This window comes from Streptomyces fractus (assembly GCF_049844455.1).
In the GTDB taxonomy this organism is placed as follows: domain Bacteria; phylum Actinomycetota; class Actinomycetes; order Streptomycetales; family Streptomycetaceae; genus Streptomyces; species Streptomyces fractus.
The window spans coordinates 8,174,407-8,191,965 of sequence record NZ_JBMYHI010000002.1; the positions used below are offsets into that span (position 1 = coordinate 8,174,407).

Sequence of the window (17,559 nt, forward strand, 5' to 3'; positions counted from 1 at the left end):
AACGGCAGCGCCCGCATGCCGGAGGAGAGAAGAGAGAGCGACGTCACCTGACCCTGGTCCTCCCTGCCCACCGGCGCTTCCGACACTGCCATTGTCTCTCAACGAGCATGTCGCGGCGCCGGGTTCCCGACCGGATCACGGTTATTCGAGGATCGTCAGGGGATCTCCGACACGCACCGTGCCCGTCGACTCGGGCACCAGATTCGTGCCGAAACACAGCTGGTCACCGAAGCGGCGGTGGCGCGCCAGCGTGCGCAGCGGTTCCTTGCCACGCTCCGCGGTCTGCTGGTTCGTCGTCGTGACCACGCAGCGGCCGCTCTTCTTGGCGATACGGAACGTGACGTCGCCGATCGCGACGCGCGACCAGTCGTCCTCCGCCCACGGAGGGGTGCCGGAGACGACGACATTCGGCCGGAACCGGTTCATGGGCAGCGGGCCCTCGTCGGCGTGATCACCCTGCGCGATCAAGGAGTTGAGGGCGTCGAGGGACGAGAGGGTCGTCAGGAGCAGCGGGTAGCCGTCGGCGAAACTCACTGTCTCGCCCGGGCGCGCGTACTCCGGGTCGATGGGGCGTCTCGTCGCCGGGTCGTCCAGGTGCATCAGGCGTATGTCGGTGTCCAGGTACCCACTCCACCACGCGTGGGCGGCGCGGGAGGCGGGGACCGCCTCGACCTTGTCCGACCAGACCTCGATCGTGGTCGTCGCCCGCGGCTCCGGCACCTCCACGGTCAGCGGGTCCATCGCCGGGGCCGACACGCGAACGCCGCCGCCGGGCAGCTGCTCGGCGGCGGCCAACGCCAGGCGCGGATGCGGCCGTTGGGTGACGATCTTGTCGTCCGCGCCCACCAGCACCCAGCGCCGGTCCCCGGCCAGGCCCCACGGCTCCACGACGGCCTCGCGCGGAGCGTGCCCCCGGACCGCCTTGAGCGGGTGGACATGGATCGAACTGAGTGCTGGCTGCGACATGACGGCAATTCTGCCAGCAGCCACGGACATCGCCCGTGGCTGCTGTGGTGGGCCGGACTGTTCCGGCCGTGTCGGGTCAGTAACCGCGGTACTGCTGGCGGTTGTACGGATCCTCGTACGGCGCGGGGGCGGGCCGCGGTGTGGCCGGGCGCATCGCCTCGTAGCCGGTCGCCTGGCCGGGCGCGGGGCGCTGCGGCTGCTGGGCCTGCGGGCCCGGATAACCGCGCTGGGCACTCGCCTGCTGCGGGATGTACGCGGTCGGGGCCGCCTGCATCGGGGCGGACTGGGGGTGCGGATAGCCGTACTGCGGCGCCGGCGCGGAGGGCGCCGACGGCAGGGCGGGCAGCGCGGCCGGCAGCGCCGGCAGGTGGCTGTTGCTGTCGTACGCGGAGGGAACCCGGATCGGGGCGATCTGCGGCGTACCCCGTTCCGCGACGAGTGAGTCGTAGATCGGAGTGTCCGGGAAGGACGGCGCGGAGTAGTAACCGCCGCCATATGTGGAGCGGGGGGAGGTCATGACACATAAGTTAAGCCCACGATGTGGTCGTTGGGGTAGACCGATAAGAGGGTTCTTTTGCGTGTCGTGTGTGACCGCGCGTCCTCAATGCGAGCGAACTTGGGGAAAACGGTCGTCGCGCGGGGCAGTTTTCCTGTAGAGCCCAACTTTTCGGGGGGTTACCGGCGGTTGGCCAGTGATCTTCGAACGAGCCTCTGGGAGTCGGAAGGCTCCAGGGAATATGTTGGCCGCTAAGCCGGGGGCGGGCGTTTGGGGCGGACATGACAATGGCTAAAGGGGCGAATGTCGCTGTACCGGCTTCGGCCGTACGCGTCGAATTGGGCCGGCGTTCAGGCCCCGGTGTGCCCGACGTCGACGCCTCGGCGCTCCTGCTCGCTTCCGGAAAGGTCCGCTCCGACGCGGACTTCGTGTTCTACAACCAGCCGGAGCACGCCTCCGGGGCGGTGCGGCACGAGGGCAGGTCCACCGCCGGGGGCGCCATCACGGACACGCTGCTCATCGACCTCGCGCGTGTGGAGCCCGCCATCGAGCGGGTGGTCCTCGCGGCGTCCGCGGACGGCGGGGCGTTCGGGCAGGTGCCGGGCCTGTACATCCGTGTCGTCGACGCGGTGGACGGGGCCGAACTCGCCCGCTACGAAAGCGCGGACGCGACGGTGGAGATCGCCTTCGTCCTCGGTGAACTGTACCGCCGCCAGGGAGCCTGGAAGTTCCGGGCCGTGGGCCAGGGCTACGACACCGGGCTGGCGGGCCTCGCGAGGGACTACGGCATCACGGTAGACGCACCGCGACAGGCGCCGCCGCCCGCCCCAGCACCCTCGGTGACGCCCGTACGCGCGGAGCCCGTCCAACTGACCAAGGTGACGCTGACGAAGGCCGCTCCCTCCGTCTCCCTGGCGAAGCAGGGCGGCACGTCCGGCGCCCTGCGCGTGAACCTCAACTGGGAGGCCCGCAAGCAGTTCGGCGGCCGGGGGAGCAGGCGTGCCCGCGGCATCGATCTCGACCTGTGCGCCCTCTACGAACTCACCGACGGCCGCAAGGGCGTGGTGCAGGCACTCGGCAACGCGTTCGGGGCGCTGGACCGGGCCCCGTACATCCACCTCGACGGCGACGACCGCAGCGGAGGCCTCGTCGCCGGCGAGAACCTCACGATCAACCTCGACCACACGGGCGCGTTCCGCCGCATCCTCGTCTTCGTGACCATCTACGAAGGCGCGCGCAGCTTCGCCGACCTGCATGCCACGGTCACCCTGCAACCGGCGCACGGCGCGCCGATCGACTTCTCCCTGGACGAGTGCACGGTGCCCTCCACGGTGTGCGCGCTCGCCCTGCTCACGAACGACGGCGGCGACCTGACCGTGCGGCGCGAGGCCCGCTATCTCGTCCCGGACCGGGGCATCAGCCCGCAGCGCACCGTGGACCGCGCCTACGGCTGGGGCATGACCTGGACGCGGGGCCGCAAGTAGCGTGCCGCGGCGAGGTGTTCACCCACGTTCGGGCGCGGCGTACGTGCGCCCCTTCCAGGCCGCGCCCCGCCCCCGGTAGTGCTGCACGGCGGAATCCACCGTCATCAGGAGGTACAGCAGCGCGGTGAACGGCAGCAGCGGCGCCAGCCACAGCGTCTGCCGGTAGTAGCGCAGCATGGGGATGTACGTTCCCGCCATCAGCGCCCAGGCGAGCGCGCCGAGCAGCGCGGTCGGCGCGCGGCCCACGACCAGGCCGGCGATCAGTGCCACGGGCGGCACCAGGTAGACCAGGGCGAGCCCCAGCACGGTGGCGAGCAGCACCAGCGGGTTGTGCCGCAATTGTGCGTACGCGCTGCGGGACACCATGCGCCACAGATCGGCGAGGCGCGGATACGGCCGCACGCTGTCGACGCGTTCGGCCAGGCCGAGCCAGATGCGCCCGCCCGACCGCTTCACGGCCCGCGCGAACGACACGTCGTCGATGACCGCCTGCCGGATCGCGTCCGGGATCCGCGCCCGCTCGGCCGCCTCGGTGCGCAGCAGCACGCAGCCGCCCGCCGCAGCGGCCGTGCGCGCGCCCTGCCGCGCGATCCGGCGGAACGGGTACAGCTGCGCGAAGAAGTACACGAACGCGGGCACGACCAGCCGCTCCCACACGCTCTGCACCCGCAGCCGCGCCATCTGCGACACCAGGTCGAATCCGCCGGTGCGCGCCGCCGCCACCAACTCCCGCAGGCTGTCCGGTTCATGCGCGATGTCGGCGTCGGTCAGCAGCAGGAACTCGGGGTCGTGCGCGCGTGCCAGGCCGATGCCGTGCCGCACCGCCCACAGCTTCCCGGTCCAGCCCGCGGGCGGCTCGCCCGGTGAGTCGACCGTCAGGGGAAGCCCGCCGAACCGGTCCGCGAGGGTGCGCGCCACCTCGCCCGTACCGTCCGAACTGCCGTCGTCCACCAGAAAGATCTCCGCCCGCCCCGGATAGTCCTGGGCGAGCAGGGACGGCAGGCTGTCCGGCAGCACCTCCGCCTCGTCACGGGCCGGGACCACGACGCACACGTCCGGCCAGTCCCGAGGCTCGGAACGCGGCGGCAGGCGCAGATCCGTACGCCAGAAGAAGCCCTGGCACAGCAGCAGCCACAGCCACGCGGCGAGCGAAGCCGCGGTGATCCACACAACGACGTCCATCCGCCGCAGTCTGCCCCACCGGCACGGGCCTTGTCGGGCCGATCGTCTATGGTTTCCGGGTGAAGATCGCGCTGATGGACTCGGGAATCGGACTGCTCGCGGCCGCCGCCGCGGTACGGCGCCTGCGCCCGGACGCCGACCTTGTGCTCTCCTCCGCCCCGGAAACCATGCCGTGGGGGCCGCGCACGCCCGAGGACGTCACCGAGCGGGCGCTCGCCGTCGCCGAGGCCGCCGCGGCGCACGGCCCGGACGCGCTGATCATCGCCTGCAACACCGCCTCCGTGCACGCGCTGCCCGCGGTGCGCGCGCGGCTGGAGCCCGGCATCCCGGTCATCGGCACCGTCCCCGCGATCAAGCCCGCCGCCGCGGGCGGCGGACCGGTCGCCATCTGGGCCACGCCCGCGACCACCGGCAGCCCGTACCAGCAGGCGCTGATCCGGGACTTCGGGGGCGGCGCCCAGGTCACCGAGGTGCCCTGCCCCGGCCTCGCCGACGCGGTGCAGTGGGCCGACGAGGAGGGCATCGACCGGGCCATCGAGGCCGCGGCCGCCCTCACCCCCCGTGATGTAAGGGCCGTCGTCCTGGGCTGCACCCATTACGAGCTGGTCGCGGAGCGTATCCGCGCCGCGGTGCAGCAGCCCGACGCGGCCCCCCTCGTCCTGCACAGCAGCGCGGGCGCCGTCGCCGCACAGGCGCTGCGCCGGATCGGCGAGGGCCCCGAGGCCGGGTCCGACGCCCGCGGGCGGCTCACCGTCCTGCTGGGCGGCCGGGAGTCCTCGCTGCCCCAGGAGGCGCTCGCCTACGCGGAAGGCCGTGACCTGCAGGCGCTGAGCCACGCGGGCTGAGCGCCCGCACCGGCCCGGCCCACAGGGCTGCGCAAGCCGGTGCCGGACGCGCGGAACATGAGTAGGCTCGATTCCATGAGGGAACACGCCCCCGACGAGCACTCTGGGCGACGCTCTTCCGCCCACGCGACCGAAATCTGGACCGGCCGCGCACACAACCGTGTGCAGTGGATCCTGGCCTGTGGCGGGCTCGCCTGCCTGGCCCTGGGCATCGAGCTGGCCGTGGACAACTCCTGGGCCACCGGGATACTCGCCCTGGCCATGTCCGTGGTCGGCCTGATCGCCGTGGGCCTGCTCATCCTGTTCGGCACCCTCGCGTTCCTCCATGTCGCGGTGAAGGTCGACAAGGACCACCTCGAAGTGCGCTGCGGCCACGCCGGCCTGCCGCGCCGCCGTATCCCGCTCGCCCATGTGGTCGACGCCGACTTCGCGCCCCGCGTCACGCCCCGGCAGTGGGGCGGCTGGGGCTACCGCTGGCGCCCGGAGATCGGCACGGCCGTCGTGGTGCGCCGCGGCGAGGGCGTGGTGCTCCACCTCGGTGACGGCCGCAGGTTCACGGTGACCGTGGACGACGCGGAGAGCGCGGTGCGGCACATCCGCGACCGCCTGAAGCGCACCGCCGCGGGCCCGGCCCTCTGAACCAGGACCCGCCACCCGCCCCACACCCTCAGTCGCGGCCGTCCCGGAGGAATTCCGGGGCGGCCGCCTCGTCGTCGGGCGGCGCTTGCGTGAGCGGTTCCGCCGTGGCGATCCCGGCGAGCAGGCCCACGCCCGCCGTCACCGTCGTGAAGCTCAGCGCGTTGCCGACCGTCGCCATCACGGCCACCGCGGTCAGGGCCGCGCCCGCCGCCAGGACGACCTGCGTCGAGCGCGCGGAGCGCCACAGGACGTACAGCAGCCAGCAGTAGGCCGCCGCGAGCAGCAGCACGCCGATGAGCCCCTGCTCGGCCGCCACCTGGAGGACGGCGGAGTGCGGCTTGCCGTCGGAGAGCGGGGACTGCGCGAGCGTCGGGCTGAGGTCCTCGAAGCGCCCCGGCCCCGTGCCCAGCGCGGGATGCACCTCGGCGAGGTGCACGGCGTCGCGCCACAGCAGGATCCGCCGGTGCGAGAGCCACGTCTCCAGGGAGGCCGTGGGACCGGCCGGCAGGACGCCCTTGGCGAGCGCCACACCGAGACCGGCCACCACCGCCGTGGCGAGACCGAGGCCCGACAGGCCGAGCGCCCGGCTGCGCAACCGGGCCGCCGCGAGCGAGCACAGGACGACGCCCGCGCACACCGTGACCCCGGCCGCCGAGTCGACGGCGGCGGCCACCACCACGCTGCCCGCCGCCAGAAGGTGCAGCACGGCCCGCAGCGCCCGCTGCCGCGCCGACCAGGCCGCGCAGCACAGCGCCCCGGTCGACAGGGCGAGCAAAGCCGCGGTCGCGCCGACCCGGCCCAGCGGCGTGACGACATCCGGCGCCGGGACCGCGTACGGGGCCGTGAGAGCGAGGCACAGGCCGCCGATCCCGACCGCACAGGACGCGGCGACCGGGACCAGCGCCCCGCCGATGCGCCCGCACGCGTACCCCGCGATCACGGCGAGCACCGCCAGGAGTACGCCTTCCGGTCTGCCCTCACGCGCGGTCGCGCTGATCAGTGACCAGGCCGCGCAACACCCGAGAACCGCGACCCCCACGGCGTCGGACGCGCCCCCGTGCCCCCGCAGCGCGTCGTCCGTCGCCGCATCCGTAGACCACCCCGTCGCTTCCACCCGTCGCCCCCCGACGTAGCCGGGCCCCGGACGCGAGGCCGGATGCGGCCGCCGTGTCGGGATCCGGGCCACACGCTAACGGCTGGTGGGCCGCGGCGGACCGGTGTTGCACAGGAACGATCCGCCACGCGGCCGACGCGGGGCGCTCCGACCGGCATGTCGGCGTGACAGGGACGCGCCGTACACTCCCCGGGTGACCGCCACCGCACCTCCCGTAGCCCCGTCCGACGAGCCCGCAGAGCAGTCAGGGCTGTCGAGGGTCCGTTCCCAGTTGCGGCGGTTCGCGCCCCTCGCGTTCGCGGTGATCGCCGGGCTGCTCCTGTACGTGAGCTTCCCGCCGCGCGAGCTCCCGTGGCTCGCGCCGATCTCCTTCGCGCTGTTCGGCGTGGCCGTGTACGGGCGGCGGTTGAGAGCGGGCTTCGGACTCGGCCTGGCCTTCGGGCTCGCCTACCTGGTGCCGCTGCTCTCCTGGACCGGCGTCGACGTCGGGCCGCTGCCCTGGCTGGCGCTCGCCGCCGCGGAGGCACTGCTGGTCTCGCTCGCCGGCATGGGGATCGCCTACGTGTCCCGGCTTCCGCTGTGGCCGCTGTGGGCCGGCGGCGTCTGGATCGCTTCCGAGGCGCTGCGCGCGCGTGCCCCGTTCAGCGGATTCCCTTGGGGGAAGGTCGCGTTCGGGCAGCCCAGTGGAGTGTTCCTGCCGCTCGCCTCGTTGGGTGGCACCCCGCTGCTCGGCTTCGGTGTGGTCCTGTGCGGCTTCGGGCTCGCTTCCCTCGCCCTGCGCGTCAGGAAGGTGCGCAAGGCGTCCTCCGGTGACGGTGGCGGTGGCGGTGACGTGTCGCCCCTCAAGGACCTGTCCTTCCTGAAGGACAAGGGCGTCGCCGCCGCGGCCGCGTTCACCGTCGCCCCGATCGTCGCCGGAGCGCTCGCGATGCCTTTCGTGGCGACCGGCGCCGAGGCGGGCACCGCGCGCGTGGCGCTCATCCAGGGCAACGTGCCGCGCATGGGCCTCGACTTCAACTCCCAGCGCCGTGCCGTGCTCGACTACCACGTGCGCGAGACGATGAAGCTCGCCGCGAAGATCAAGTCGGGGCAGGTCGAGCGCCCCGACCTGGTGCTGTGGCCGGAGAACTCCTCCGACATCGACCCGTATATCAACCAGGACGCCTACGACGAGATCACCAAGGCGGCGCAGGCCGTCGGGGTGCCCATCTCGGTGGGCGCCGTGGTGACGCCCCCGGACGGCAAGCCCCGCAACCGGCTCATCCTGTGGGACCCCAAGACCGGCCCCGGCGCCGTCTACGACAAGCGGCATCTGCAGCCGTTCGGCGAGTACATGCCGTACCGCAGCTTCTTCCGGATCTTCAGCAAGGACGTCGACCGGGCGGGCAACTTCGTGCCCGGCAAGAAGCCCGTCGTCTTCGACATGGCGGGCACCAAGGTCGGCAACGTCACCTGCTACGAGGCCGCGTTCGACGACACGGTGCGCGACCAGGTCCGCGAGGGCGCGCAGATCCTGTCCGTGCCGAGCAACAACGCGACGTTCGAGCGCAGCCAGATGACGTACCAGCAGCTCGCCATGGACCGGGTGCGGGCCGTCGAGCACGGCCGGGCCGTGATGGTCCCGGTCACCAGCGGGGTCAGCGCCGTGATCCGGGCCGACGGCTCGATCGAGCAGCAGACCGGCATGTTCGAGCCCGCCACACTGCTCGCCGACGTCCCGAAGCGGACCTCGCAGACGCTCGCCACGCGCGTGGGCGCGTGGCCCGAGGCGCTGCTCGTCGCGATCGGCGTCGGCGGCCTCGGCTGGGCCGTGGTGCGGACCCGTGCGGGGCGGCGCTCGGACGGCTGACGGGGCTTGTGGCCTGCCGGTTCGATGGGGCCTACAGGTAGGCTCGGCCGCATGGCGACTCCTGAATTCATCCGTACGATCCGGGCCTCCGCGGGCCACCAGCTGCTGTTTCTGCCGGGGGTCAGTGCCGTCGTCTTCGACGACGAGGGCCGGGTGCTGCTCGGGCGGCGTGCCGACACCGGCAAGTGGTCGATCATCGGCGGCATCCCCGAGCCGGGCGAGCAGCCCGCGGACGTCGCCGTGCGCGAGGTGTTCGAGGAGACCGGCATCGAGTGTGTCGTCGAGCGGGTCGTGCTGGTGCAGGCCCTGCAACCGATCACGTACCCCAACGGCGACAACTGCCAGTTCATGGACACGTCCTTCCGCTGCCGGGCCACCGGCGGCCAGGCGCGCGTCAACGACGACGAGTCGCTGGACGTCGCCTGGTTCGCCTTGGACGCGTTGCCGCCGCTGGAAGAGTTCTCGCTGTTCCGGATCAAGCAGGCCCAGTCGGAGGGACCCACATGGTTCGAGACCATGACCGAGCGCTGAAGTATGGGTGCCGCCCACATCGGGCGGCGCTGATCAACTGCCTAGGGTTCGAGTCATGACGTCGCACACCCCACTGACCGGCCCCACCGCCCCCCAGCTGGATCTCGACGGGCGTACCGCACTCGTCACCGGCGCCGCCAGTGGCATCGGGCGGGCCTGCGCCCTGCGCCTCGCCGCGGCGGGCGCCAAGGTCAGAGCGGTGGACCGGGACGCGGCGGGACTGGAGGCGCTGGCGGGGGAGGCCGAAGGTGTCGAACCGTACGTCCTGGACCTGACCGACCTCGACGCGGCGGAGGCCGCGGCGGCCGGCACCGACGTCCTCGTGAACAACGCCGGGATCCAACTGGTCCGGCCCATCGAGGAGTTCCCGCCCGAGGTCTTCCACAGCGTGCTGACGGTGATGCTGGAGGCCCCGTTCCGGCTGCTGCGCGGGGCGCTGCCGCACATGTACGGGCAGGGCTGGGGCCGCATCGTGAACGTGTCGTCGGTGCACGGGCTGCGGGCCTCCGCCTACAAGTCCGCGTACGTGGCCGCGAAGCACGGGCTCGAGGGACTGTCGAAGACGGCCGCGCTCGAAGGGGCGGCGCACGGCGTCACCTCGAACTGTGTGAACCCCGGCTACGTCCGCACCCCGCTCGTCGAGCGGCAGGTCGCCGACCAGGCCGCCGCGCACGGCATCCCCGAGGAGCGGGTGCTCGGCGAGGTCATGCTGCAGGACAGCGCGATCAAGCGGCTCATCGAACCCTCCGAGGTCGCCGAGGCCGTCGCGTACCTGTGCACGCCGCAGGCCTCGTTCATGACAGGTACGTCCCTCGTTCTCGACGGCGGCTGGTCCGCCCACTGATTCCACCCCGCCGATCGCCGGGTTCGGGGTGGTTTCGCACGGAACGTGGTCCCTCGGCCGAGTGACCGCGATTCCGCGCAGACTCGAGTTGTCCACAGGGCCGGCAGGCCCGACCGCCCGACGGGTAATCCTTGTCCGCATGTCGCGCCACCAACCGCACTCAGCCACCGCCTCCGGCCCGGTGACCACCGAGGACCCGCAGGCCCCGTTCCTGGAGCTGCTCGCCAGGGGCGCCTCCGCCGATGCCTACGAACAGCCCGTGCTGCTCGCCCGGGCCGAGGGCGCGGCGCCCGAGCGGATAGCGGCACTGGAGGCGGCCAAGGCGCTCGCGCTGCGCGTGCGCGCCGAGATGGAGGGCAGGCGGCGCCGCGAGGCGGAGCTGTCCGCACTGTTCGAGACCGCGCACGACCTCGCGGGCCTGCGCGACCTGGACGCGGTGCTGCACGCCATCGTCCAGCGCGCCCGCTCGCTGCTCGGCACCGACGTCGCCTATCTGACGCTGAACGACCCGGTCAGGGGCGACACCTACATGCGGGTCACCGAGGGCTCGGTCGCGGCGCGCTTCCAGCAGCTGCGCCTCGGCATGGGGGAGGGCCTCGGCGGCCTCGTCGCGCAGACCGCGCGGCCCTACGTCACCGACGACTACGGGCACGACGTGCGCTTCCAGCACACCCGCAGCATCGACGCCGGGGTGGGGGACGAGGGGCTCGTCGCCATCCTCGGCGTGCCGCTCATGCTGGGAGCGCAGGTGATCGGGGTGCTCTTCGCCTCCGACCGGCGCGCGCGGGTCTTCGAGCGCGAGGAGATCGCGCTCCTCGGCTCCTTCGCGGCGCTCGCCGCCGCGGCCATCGACACCGCGAACCTGCTCACCGAGACCCGCCAGGCGCTGAACGGGCTGGAGCGCGCCAACGAGATCATCCGCGACCGCAGCGGCGTCATCGAGCGCGCGTCCGACGTGCACGACCGGCTCGCCGAGCTGGTGCTGCGCGGCGGCGGCGTGCACGACGTGGCCGCGGCCGTCTCCCAAGTCCTCGACGGCACCGTGGAGTTCACCGACCCGGAGGAGGCGCCCGGCAGCGCCCTCGAAGCGTCCCGCGCCGACGGGCACGCGGTGCGGCACCGGGACGACTGGGTCGCGGCCGTCGCCGCCGGCGGTGAACTGCTCGGCGCGCTGGTGCTGCGTGGCCACCCGGGCCTCGACCCGGTCGACCAGCGCACCCTGGAGCGCGCCGCCATGGTCACCTCGCTGCTGCTGCTCGCCCGGCGCTCCGCGGCCGACGCCGAACAGCGGGTACGGGGCGAGCTGTTGGACGACCTGCTCGACGGGCGCGACCGCGACCCGCGGCTGCTGCGCGAACGGGCGGAGCGGCTGCACGCCGACCTCGACGCGGCCCATGTGGTGCTCGCCGCCCGCCTGGAGAGCACCGGGGACGCCGAGCAGGAGGCGGCCGCGCGCCGCCGCCTGTGGTCCGCGGCCAACCACCTCGCGGCGACCCGGCACGGCCTCGCCGCCGCGCGGGACGGCGGCGCCGTGCTGCTGCTCCCGGCGCGGACCACCGCCGCGTCGGAGCTGGCGTCCCAGGTCGCGGGCCGGCTCTCCGAGGCCATCCACGAGAGCGTCACCGTGGGCGCCTCGGCTCCCGTCGCAGGCCTGGCCGGGCGGACCGAGTCGGCCGCCACCGCGTACGTGGAGGCGCGGCGCTGCCTCGACGCGCTGCGGCTGCTCGGCCGGTCGGGGCAGGGCGCGGCGGCCGAGGACTTCGGGTTCCTCGGGCTGCTGCTCGCCGACAGCCGGGACGTCGCGGGATTCGTCGGCCGCACCATCGGCGAGGTCGTCACCTACGACGAGCGCAGAGGCACCGACCTGCTGCGCACCCTGGACGCCTACTTCGCGTCCGGGATGAGCCCGGCCCGTACGAAGGACGCGCTGCACGTGCACGTGAACACGGTCGCGCAGCGGCTGGAGCGGGTGGGCCGGCTCCTCGGCGAGGACTGGCAGACACCCGAGCGCGCGCTGGAGATCCAACTGGCCCTGCGGCTGCACCGGTTGGCGGTCCCGGACATACCCTGACCCCGTCCGCGCGGGCGGACGGGGTCGGCGGGCCGTGGGCCACGTCGCGCTCCTGACGCTGATCGCCGTGGGTGAGGTCGTGCTACTTGGACTCGGCCACAGTCCGGGGAGACGCGGCGGGCACGGCGTCGTCGGCCGCCAGATCCACGTTCCTGGTCTCGCGGGCGGCGGCCAAGGCGATGAGCGTGATGAGCGCGGCACCGATCACGTAGAGGGCGATCGGAGTGCCGCTGCCGTAGGCGGCGAGCAGTGCTGTCGCGATGAGCGGGGCCGGCGCGCCGGCCGCGACCGAGGCGAACTGGGCGCCGATCGAGGCACCGGAGTAGCGCACCCGGGTCGCGAACAGCTCGGCGAAGTAGGCGGCTTGGGGCGCGTACATGGCGCCGTGCAGGACCAGACCGACCGTGACGGCGATCAGCACGTTCATGAAGGAGCCGGTATCGATGAGGGAGAAGAACGGGAACATCCATACGGCGATGCCAACGGCGCCCGCGATGTACACCGGCCGTCGTCCGAGCCGGTCGGAGAGAGCGCCCCAGAGCGGGATCGTCACGAAGTGCACGGCGGAGCCGATCAACACGGCATCGAGCGCCGCCTGTTTGGACATGTCGACCGCGTCGACGACGTAGACCAGGATGAAGGCGGTGATCACGTAGTACGAGACGTTCTCGCCCATGCGGCAGCCCATGGCGGTGAGGATCTCGCGCCAGTGGTGGCGAAAGACGGTGATCAGTGGGGGCTTCTCGGCGGCGGAGCCGTCAGCGCGACGCTCTTCGGCGTGGGCGAGGGCGGCCTTGAACACCGGGGACTCGTCGACCTGGAGCCGGATCCACAAGCCGAGCATGACGAGCACCCCGGAAAGGAGGAACGGGACGCGCCAACCCCAGCTCTCGAAGGCGGACTCGGAAAGGGCGCCCGTGAGGATGGCCAGCACGGCAGTGGCCAGGAGCTGTCCGGCGGGCGCGCCGGTCTGCGGCCAGGAAGCCCAGAAGCCTCGCCGGCGGGCATCGCCGTGTTCGGAGACGAGGAGTACGGCGCCGCCCCACTCGCCACCGAGTGCGAAGCCTTGGACGAGGCGGAGCATCGTGAGGAGGACGGGCGCGGCCGAGCCGATGGTGGCGTGCGTCGGCAGGAGGCCGATCGCGAAGGTCGCACCGCCCATCATGAGCAGGCTGACCACGAGGAGCTTCTTGCGGCCGAGGCGGTCCCCGAAGTGGCCGAAGACCAGGGCGCCGAGCGGACGGGCTGCGAAGCCAACGGCGTAGGTGAGGAAGGAGAGCAGGGTTCCGACGAGCGGGTCGGACCCCGGGAAGAACAGCTTGTTGAAGACGAGCGCGGCGGCCGAGCCGTAGAGGAAGAAGTCGTACCACTCGACGGTGGTGCCGACCAGACTCGCGGCGACGACGCGGCGCAGGTGTGCGGGGGACGGGGGTGCGGGTGTTGCGGCGGCCATCTGCACCACTTCCAGGGGCTCCGAAGGGGACGTCGACGGGTGTCCGTCGTCGGCACACGGTAGGAACCCGGAGACCGGCGGCGTATGTGGTGGGGCACCACACTTCGAGCGAGGAGAGTGGGCGGACCGTGAAGGGCACACACGCGGCCTCGCGGGGGTAGGCGCCCCGCGACCGCCTCGAGCGGGTTTGTGAGGAGCGTCGAGGGCTAACCGGGACACATGAGTGAACAGGACAAGGCAATGGATCCGCAGATCGAGGCGACGGAGCGGAAGACCGCTTCCCTGGCGCGTGACAGCGCCGACAAGGCGACCGCTTCCGTGAGTGACGTCGCGAAGAAGACCCAGGAAAAGGCCGGCGAGGCGGCCGTGGCGGCGACCGGGCAGGTCACCACCGTGGCGCGGACGGCCTGGAGCGCCCTGGCCCACCGGAAGATGCTGGCGATGGGGGTCGGGGCCGGGGTCACCGCCGTCGGCGCCGCGTCGTACGCCGCGGGGCGCCGCGCGGGACGGCACTCGTAGGGCGTCGTAGGGCGGGGTCAGCCCGTGCGTACGCGTACGTCGCCGTTGACGGACGTCAGACGCAGCGTGCGGTCCTCGGGCGCCCCGTGGGTGGCCACGGCCACCGTGGGGCGCCCGTTGTCCGTGGTGGCGGTGGTCCGATAGGCCGGGGAGCCGTGCGGGAGCACGGTGTCCACGGAACCGTTGGTGGTCGTCGCGGCGACCCGGCGGGGTGCGGTGGCGCAGCTCAGGGTGACGTCGCCGTTGACCGTCGTGGCGTCCAGGGCGGCTGCTCGCAGGCCGGTCGCGCGCATCGAACCGTTGCGGGTGGCGAGGCGGAGTTTCGTCTCGGCATCGCCCGAATTGGCCACCGTCACATCGCCGTTGACCGTCGAGAGGTCGAGGGCGCCGGACACGCCCGCCGCGTCGACGCCGGCGTTGCGGGCGACGACGGTGACGGCGGTGCCGGACGGCACGTCGACCTCCGGCATCCGTGGGCAGCGGCGCTTGCACGACAGGTCGAGCACCCGCGTGCGGTCGTGATGGGACCAGTGGTGGCCGACCCGCCGGTCGACGGTGACGCGGTCGCCGTCGGTGGGTCGCAGCCGCAGCCCGTTGTCCGTGGTGACCAGTAGCCGGGCGCCCCGCTCACTCGCCAACTGCCCGTCGGCGGAGGGCTTTCCGCCGCTGTCACAGGCCGCCACCGAGGCCGCCAGGCCCACGGCCAGCGCCACCCTCAAGCCCAGCCCCAGCGCTCGACACCCCGCCCGATAGCGCACGCCCGCTCCCCTCGATGCCTCCATGAGAGCCGATTGCCCCGTCCGGCGTCGTCCAGACACATCACGCCGATCCCGGAGTGAGTGCGCGCAGTCGGGGAACGCGGCGAGGCATGGCTGTACTGAGGAAATGCGCACGTCCGATGCTCGCCTCCGTGTTCGTGGCCGGCGGGCTGTCCACCGTCCGTGCCCCCGAGCGCGTGGCGCCCGCCGCGGAACCGGTGGCAGTACCCGTGGCCTCCCGCGTGCCCCGGCTGCCGGAGGACCCCGAGCAACTGGTCCGGATCAACGGCGCGGTCCACATCGGGGCCGGGCTGCTGCTCGCCACCGGGGTCGCCCCGCGGCTGGCCGCGTTGGCCCTCGCCGGGACGCTCGTGCCGACGACGCTGGCCGGCCACGCCTGGTGGAAGGAGGAGGACCCCGATCAACGCGCCCAGCAGCGCACCCAGTTCCTGAAGAACCTGTCCCTGATGGGCGGCCTGCTCATCACGGCGGCCGACACTCACGGCAAGCCGTCGGCCGCCTACCGGGTCCGTGGCGCCGCCGCGTCCGGACGCTCGTCGGCACGCCGGGCACGTCGCGACGCGGCTCACACGCTGCGGGGCGCTACCCGCGATGCGGCCGGCACTGTGCGCGGCGCCGCCGACCACGTGCGGGCGCTGCCGGTGCAGGCCCAGCAGGCCATCGACAAGCGCCTCTGAGGTTCGGACCCGCGAGGGCCCCGCGAAGGCGCGTGGGGCCCCCGCCGCCTCCCGCGTGGCAGCCACGGATGCCGGTCACCAGGGCGTACGGCACGCTGGAGACATGCGCGTAGGGGACGTACGCGTAGAGACATACGCGTGGAGACAGACGCGTACGTGCGTGACCGGAGGTGGCCATGGAGCCCGTGCGGGCGCTGGAGCGGATCGCGTTCCTGCTGGAGCGGGACGGCGCGCCCACCTACCGGGTGCGCGCGTTCCGCACCGCCGCGGGTGTGATCACCGACCTGGGCGACGCCGAGGTCGCGCGGCGCGTTGCCGACGGTTCCCTGGAGTCGCTCAAGGGCATCGGGCCGAAGACCGCCGCCGTGATCCGGGAGGCGAGCGCCGGGCAGGTCCCCGACTACCTCACGCACCTGGAGGACGAACTCGCCCGCACCGTGCCGCTGGAGGGCGACGCGGGCGTCGAGCTGCGGTCCCTGCTGCGCGGCGACTGCCACCTGCACTCCGACTGGTCGGACGGCGGCAGCCCGATCGAGGAGATGGGCCGCGCCGCCCGGGACATCGGGCACGAGTGGGCGGTGCTCACGGACCACTCGCCGCGCCTGACCGTGGCCCGTGGCCTGTCTCCGGAGCGGCTGCGCGAGCAACTGGACGTGGTGGCCGAACTCAACGCCGGCTGGGCCCCGTTCCGCCTGCTGACCGGCATCGAGTGCGACATCCTTGACGACGGCTCGCTCGACCAGGAACCCGAGCTGCTCGAACGCCTGGACGTGGTGGTCGTCTCGGTCCACTCCAAGCTGCGGATGGACGCCGCCGCGATGACGCGCCGCCTGGTCGCCGCCGTCGGCAATCCGCACGCCGACATCCTCGGCCACTGCACCGGCCGCCTGGTCACCGGCAAGGGGCGGCCCGAGTCGCAGTTCGACGCCGACGAGGTGTTCGCGGCGTGTGCCTCCGGCGGTACCGCCGTGGAGATCAACAGTCGTCCGGAGCGGCTCGATCCGCCTCGCCGTCTGCTGCGTAAGGCCGTGGCGGCCGGCACCCTGTTCGCCATCGATACCGACGCGCACGCGCCCGGTCAGCTGGACTGGCAGCTTTTCGGCTGCGCCAGGGCGGAGGAGTGCGGGGTGCCGGCCGGGCGGGTGGTGACCACGTGGTCGGTGGGGGAGTTGCTGGCCTGGACCGGTGGTCAGTCGGGTCTCTCCGGCGATTGAGGTCACGTCGCCCGGGGTCAAAAGATCGGGGCTCTGCCCCGGGCCCCGCTGCTCAATCGCCGCAGGGGCTTGATCTGCCGGAACCGGATGCCCGGTCGGCCGCGTGTCCGAAGATGCCGGGAGGCACGGGGGCGGGGGCGGCATGCAGATCATTGAGGTGACCGGGTACGCCGTGCGTTCGGCCGTGGTGACGTTGCGGCGGCGCGGGACGCCGATGGAGTTCGTCGTCTTCCCGATGCTGCACGTCGCCTCGCCGACGTTCTACGACCAGGTCCGGCTCCGGCTGCGGAAGTGCGACCTCATCGTCGTGGAGGGCATCCGCGGGAAGTCGGCCGCGGTGAGCGCCCTCACGCTCGCCTACCGGTTCGCCCCGCGCCGCAGCCGCAACGGCTTGCAGGAGCAGCGCGCCGACCTGCTCCCCGAGTCCGTGCCCGTCGTGTGCCCGGACGTGACCGCGGCGGAGGCGGTCGCGGACCTGAAGACGCTGCCGCGGTGGATGTATCTGATGATGCTGCTCGGGGCACCCGTCATGGGCCTGGTCTTCGCGCTGCGCGGGCCGCGCGCCTTCCTCGACGAGGACATGGAGCTCGACGACCTGCCGATGACGGCGCGGGCGGAGATGCTCGCGGACCATCCGATCGGGCACGCCATGTCCGACCACCGCGACCAGCGGCTGCTCGACGCGCTCGACGGGATCCACGCCGAGCACCACACCGAACCGCTGCGGGTGGCCATCGTCTACGGAGCCGGGCACGTCCCGGCGATCGTGGCCGGGCTGCGGGAGCGGCACGGCTACCTGCCCCGGGACGCGGAGTGGCTCACGGTCCACCTCATGGCGTGAACCCTGCGTGACCCACCGGGACGGACACAGGGCGGGACAGGCCCGCCCGCGGGGC

At 72.8% G+C, this 17,559-nt stretch carries 17 protein-coding genes; 11 read left to right on the forward strand and 6 right to left on the reverse strand.

Annotated elements, in window-relative coordinates; all coding sequences use genetic code 11:
- Nucleotides 1–141: 141 nt before the first annotated feature.
- The gene (locus ACP4E5_RS39185) at nt 142–966 is read right to left on the reverse strand and encodes an MOSC domain-containing protein (RefSeq protein WP_425837753.1); all 825 of its coding nucleotides are present in this window, start codon (nt 964–966) and stop codon (nt 142–144) included.
- 76 nt (nt 967–1,042) lie between these two features.
- On the reverse strand, nt 1,043–1,483 hold the full coding sequence (locus ACP4E5_RS39190) for a DUF6643 family protein (RefSeq protein WP_425837756.1): 441 nt from the start codon (nt 1,481–1,483) through the stop codon (nt 1,043–1,045).
- Between the two features lie 266 nt (nt 1,484–1,749).
- On the opposite strand from ACP4E5_RS39190, the gene ACP4E5_RS39195 reads away from it, so the two are divergent.
- On the forward strand, nt 1,750–2,946 hold the full coding sequence (locus ACP4E5_RS39195) for a TerD family protein (protein WP_425837758.1): 1,197 nt from the start codon (nt 1,750–1,752) through the stop codon (nt 2,944–2,946).
- Between the two features lie 18 nt (nt 2,947–2,964).
- On the opposite strand, the gene ACP4E5_RS39200 is transcribed toward ACP4E5_RS39195, so the two are convergent.
- On the reverse strand, nt 2,965–4,128 hold the full coding sequence (locus tag ACP4E5_RS39200; RefSeq protein ID WP_425837761.1) for a glycosyltransferase: 1,164 nt from the start codon (nt 4,126–4,128) through the stop codon (nt 2,965–2,967).
- A gap of 59 nt (nt 4,129–4,187) precedes the next feature.
- On the opposite strand from ACP4E5_RS39200, the gene ACP4E5_RS39205 reads away from it, so the two are divergent.
- Both ACP4E5_RS39205 and ACP4E5_RS39210 read left to right on the forward strand, forming a co-directional pair.
- Entirely contained in the window at nt 4,188–4,973 is a 786-nt protein-coding gene (locus ACP4E5_RS39205; protein WP_425837763.1) for a glutamate racemase, read from the forward strand.
- A gap of 75 nt (nt 4,974–5,048) precedes the next feature.
- Entirely contained in the window at nt 5,049–5,612 is a 564-nt protein-coding gene (locus ACP4E5_RS39210) for a hypothetical protein (RefSeq protein WP_425837766.1), read from the forward strand.
- A gap of 28 nt (nt 5,613–5,640) precedes the next feature.
- Here the strand turns inward: ACP4E5_RS39210 and ACP4E5_RS39215 are convergent, their stop codons facing one another.
- Complete coding sequence (locus tag ACP4E5_RS39215) at nt 5,641–6,651, reverse strand: O-antigen ligase family protein (protein WP_425841985.1); 1,011 nt, start codon at nt 6,649–6,651, stop codon at nt 5,641–5,643.
- Nucleotides 6,652–6,919: 268 nt separating this feature from the next.
- On the opposite strand from ACP4E5_RS39215, the gene lnt reads away from it, so the two are divergent.
- The 4 genes from lnt (at nt 6,920) to ACP4E5_RS39235 (ending at nt 12,021) form a co-directional block, all read left to right on the forward strand.
- Complete coding sequence (gene lnt, locus ACP4E5_RS39220) at nt 6,920–8,575, forward strand: apolipoprotein N-acyltransferase (protein WP_425837768.1); 1,656 nt, start codon at nt 6,920–6,922, stop codon at nt 8,573–8,575.
- Nucleotides 8,576–8,626: 51 nt separating this feature from the next.
- Nucleotides 8,627–9,106 carry an NUDIX hydrolase gene (locus ACP4E5_RS39225; protein WP_425837771.1) on the forward strand — a complete coding sequence of 160 codons (480 nt, stop codon included), beginning with the start codon at nt 8,627–8,629 and terminating at the stop codon, nt 9,104–9,106.
- A 55-nt stretch (nt 9,107–9,161) separates the two neighbouring features.
- Entirely contained in the window at nt 9,162–9,950 is a 789-nt protein-coding gene (locus ACP4E5_RS39230) for a 3-hydroxybutyrate dehydrogenase (protein WP_425837773.1), read from the forward strand.
- A 139-nt stretch (nt 9,951–10,089) separates the two neighbouring features.
- Entirely contained in the window at nt 10,090–12,021 is a 1,932-nt protein-coding gene (locus tag ACP4E5_RS39235) for a helix-turn-helix domain-containing protein (protein ID WP_425837776.1), read from the forward strand.
- A gap of 82 nt (nt 12,022–12,103) precedes the next feature.
- Here the strand turns inward: ACP4E5_RS39235 and ACP4E5_RS39240 are convergent, their stop codons facing one another.
- Complete coding sequence (locus tag ACP4E5_RS39240) at nt 12,104–13,474, reverse strand: MFS transporter (protein ID WP_425837779.1); 1,371 nt, start codon at nt 13,472–13,474, stop codon at nt 12,104–12,106.
- Between the two features lie 219 nt (nt 13,475–13,693).
- On the opposite strand from ACP4E5_RS39240, the gene ACP4E5_RS39245 reads away from it, so the two are divergent.
- Nucleotides 13,694–13,993 (forward strand): hypothetical protein, encoded by a 300-nt coding sequence (locus ACP4E5_RS39245; protein WP_425837782.1) that lies wholly within the window; start codon nt 13,694–13,696, stop codon nt 13,991–13,993.
- A 17-nt stretch (nt 13,994–14,010) separates the two neighbouring features.
- Here ACP4E5_RS39245 and ACP4E5_RS39250 read toward each other — a convergent pair whose 3' ends face one another.
- Entirely contained in the window at nt 14,011–14,706 is a 696-nt protein-coding gene (locus tag ACP4E5_RS39250) for a DUF4097 family beta strand repeat-containing protein (RefSeq protein WP_425841987.1), read from the reverse strand.
- A 155-nt stretch (nt 14,707–14,861) separates the two neighbouring features.
- Here ACP4E5_RS39250 and ACP4E5_RS39255 point away from each other — a divergent pair, with 155 nt between their 5' ends.
- From ACP4E5_RS39255 to ACP4E5_RS39265, 3 genes are all read left to right on the forward strand, one after another.
- The gene (locus ACP4E5_RS39255; protein ID WP_425837784.1) at nt 14,862–15,449 is read left to right on the forward strand and encodes a DoxX family protein; all 588 of its coding nucleotides are present in this window, start codon (nt 14,862–14,864) and stop codon (nt 15,447–15,449) included.
- A gap of 176 nt (nt 15,450–15,625) precedes the next feature.
- Entirely contained in the window at nt 15,626–16,663 is a 1,038-nt protein-coding gene (locus tag ACP4E5_RS39260) for a PHP domain-containing protein (protein ID WP_425837787.1), read from the forward strand.
- Between the two features lie 142 nt (nt 16,664–16,805).
- On the forward strand, nt 16,806–17,504 hold the full coding sequence (locus tag ACP4E5_RS39265) for a hypothetical protein (protein WP_425837789.1): 699 nt from the start codon (nt 16,806–16,808) through the stop codon (nt 17,502–17,504).
- The last annotated feature ends 55 nt before the right edge of the window (nt 17,505–17,559 follow it).

What these genes read in the sequence shown, in the direction of transcription:
- ACP4E5_RS39190 (WP_425837756.1), bottom strand. Translation starts at nt 1,483, where the DNA reads ATGACCTCCCCCCGCTCCACATATGGCGGCGGTTACTACTCCGCGCCG.
- ACP4E5_RS39240 (WP_425837779.1), bottom strand. Translation starts at nt 13,474, where the DNA reads ATGGCCGCCGCAACACCCGCACCCCCGTCCCCCGCACACCTGCGCCGC.
- ACP4E5_RS39200 (WP_425837761.1), bottom strand. Translation starts at nt 4,128, where the DNA reads ATGGACGTCGTTGTGTGGATCACCGCGGCTTCGCTCGCCGCGTGGCTG.
- ACP4E5_RS39210 (WP_425837766.1), top strand. Translation starts at nt 5,049, where the DNA reads ATGAGGGAACACGCCCCCGACGAGCACTCTGGGCGACGCTCTTCCGCC.
- ACP4E5_RS39255 (WP_425837784.1), top strand. Translation starts at nt 14,862, where the DNA reads ATGGCTGTACTGAGGAAATGCGCACGTCCGATGCTCGCCTCCGTGTTC.
- ACP4E5_RS39225 (WP_425837771.1), top strand. Translation starts at nt 8,627, where the DNA reads ATGGCGACTCCTGAATTCATCCGTACGATCCGGGCCTCCGCGGGCCAC.
- ACP4E5_RS39260 (WP_425837787.1), top strand. Translation starts at nt 15,626, where the DNA reads ATGGAGCCCGTGCGGGCGCTGGAGCGGATCGCGTTCCTGCTGGAGCGG.
- ACP4E5_RS39230 (WP_425837773.1), top strand. Translation starts at nt 9,162, where the DNA reads ATGACGTCGCACACCCCACTGACCGGCCCCACCGCCCCCCAGCTGGAT.
- ACP4E5_RS39245 (WP_425837782.1), top strand. Translation starts at nt 13,694, where the DNA reads ATGAGTGAACAGGACAAGGCAATGGATCCGCAGATCGAGGCGACGGAG.
- ACP4E5_RS39265 (WP_425837789.1), top strand. Translation starts at nt 16,806, where the DNA reads ATGCAGATCATTGAGGTGACCGGGTACGCCGTGCGTTCGGCCGTGGTG.
- ACP4E5_RS39185 (WP_425837753.1), bottom strand. Translation starts at nt 966, where the DNA reads ATGTCGCAGCCAGCACTCAGTTCGATCCATGTCCACCCGCTCAAGGCG.
- ACP4E5_RS39195 (WP_425837758.1), top strand. Translation starts at nt 1,750, where the DNA reads ATGGCTAAAGGGGCGAATGTCGCTGTACCGGCTTCGGCCGTACGCGTC.
- ACP4E5_RS39235 (WP_425837776.1), top strand. Translation starts at nt 10,090, where the DNA reads ATGTCGCGCCACCAACCGCACTCAGCCACCGCCTCCGGCCCGGTGACC.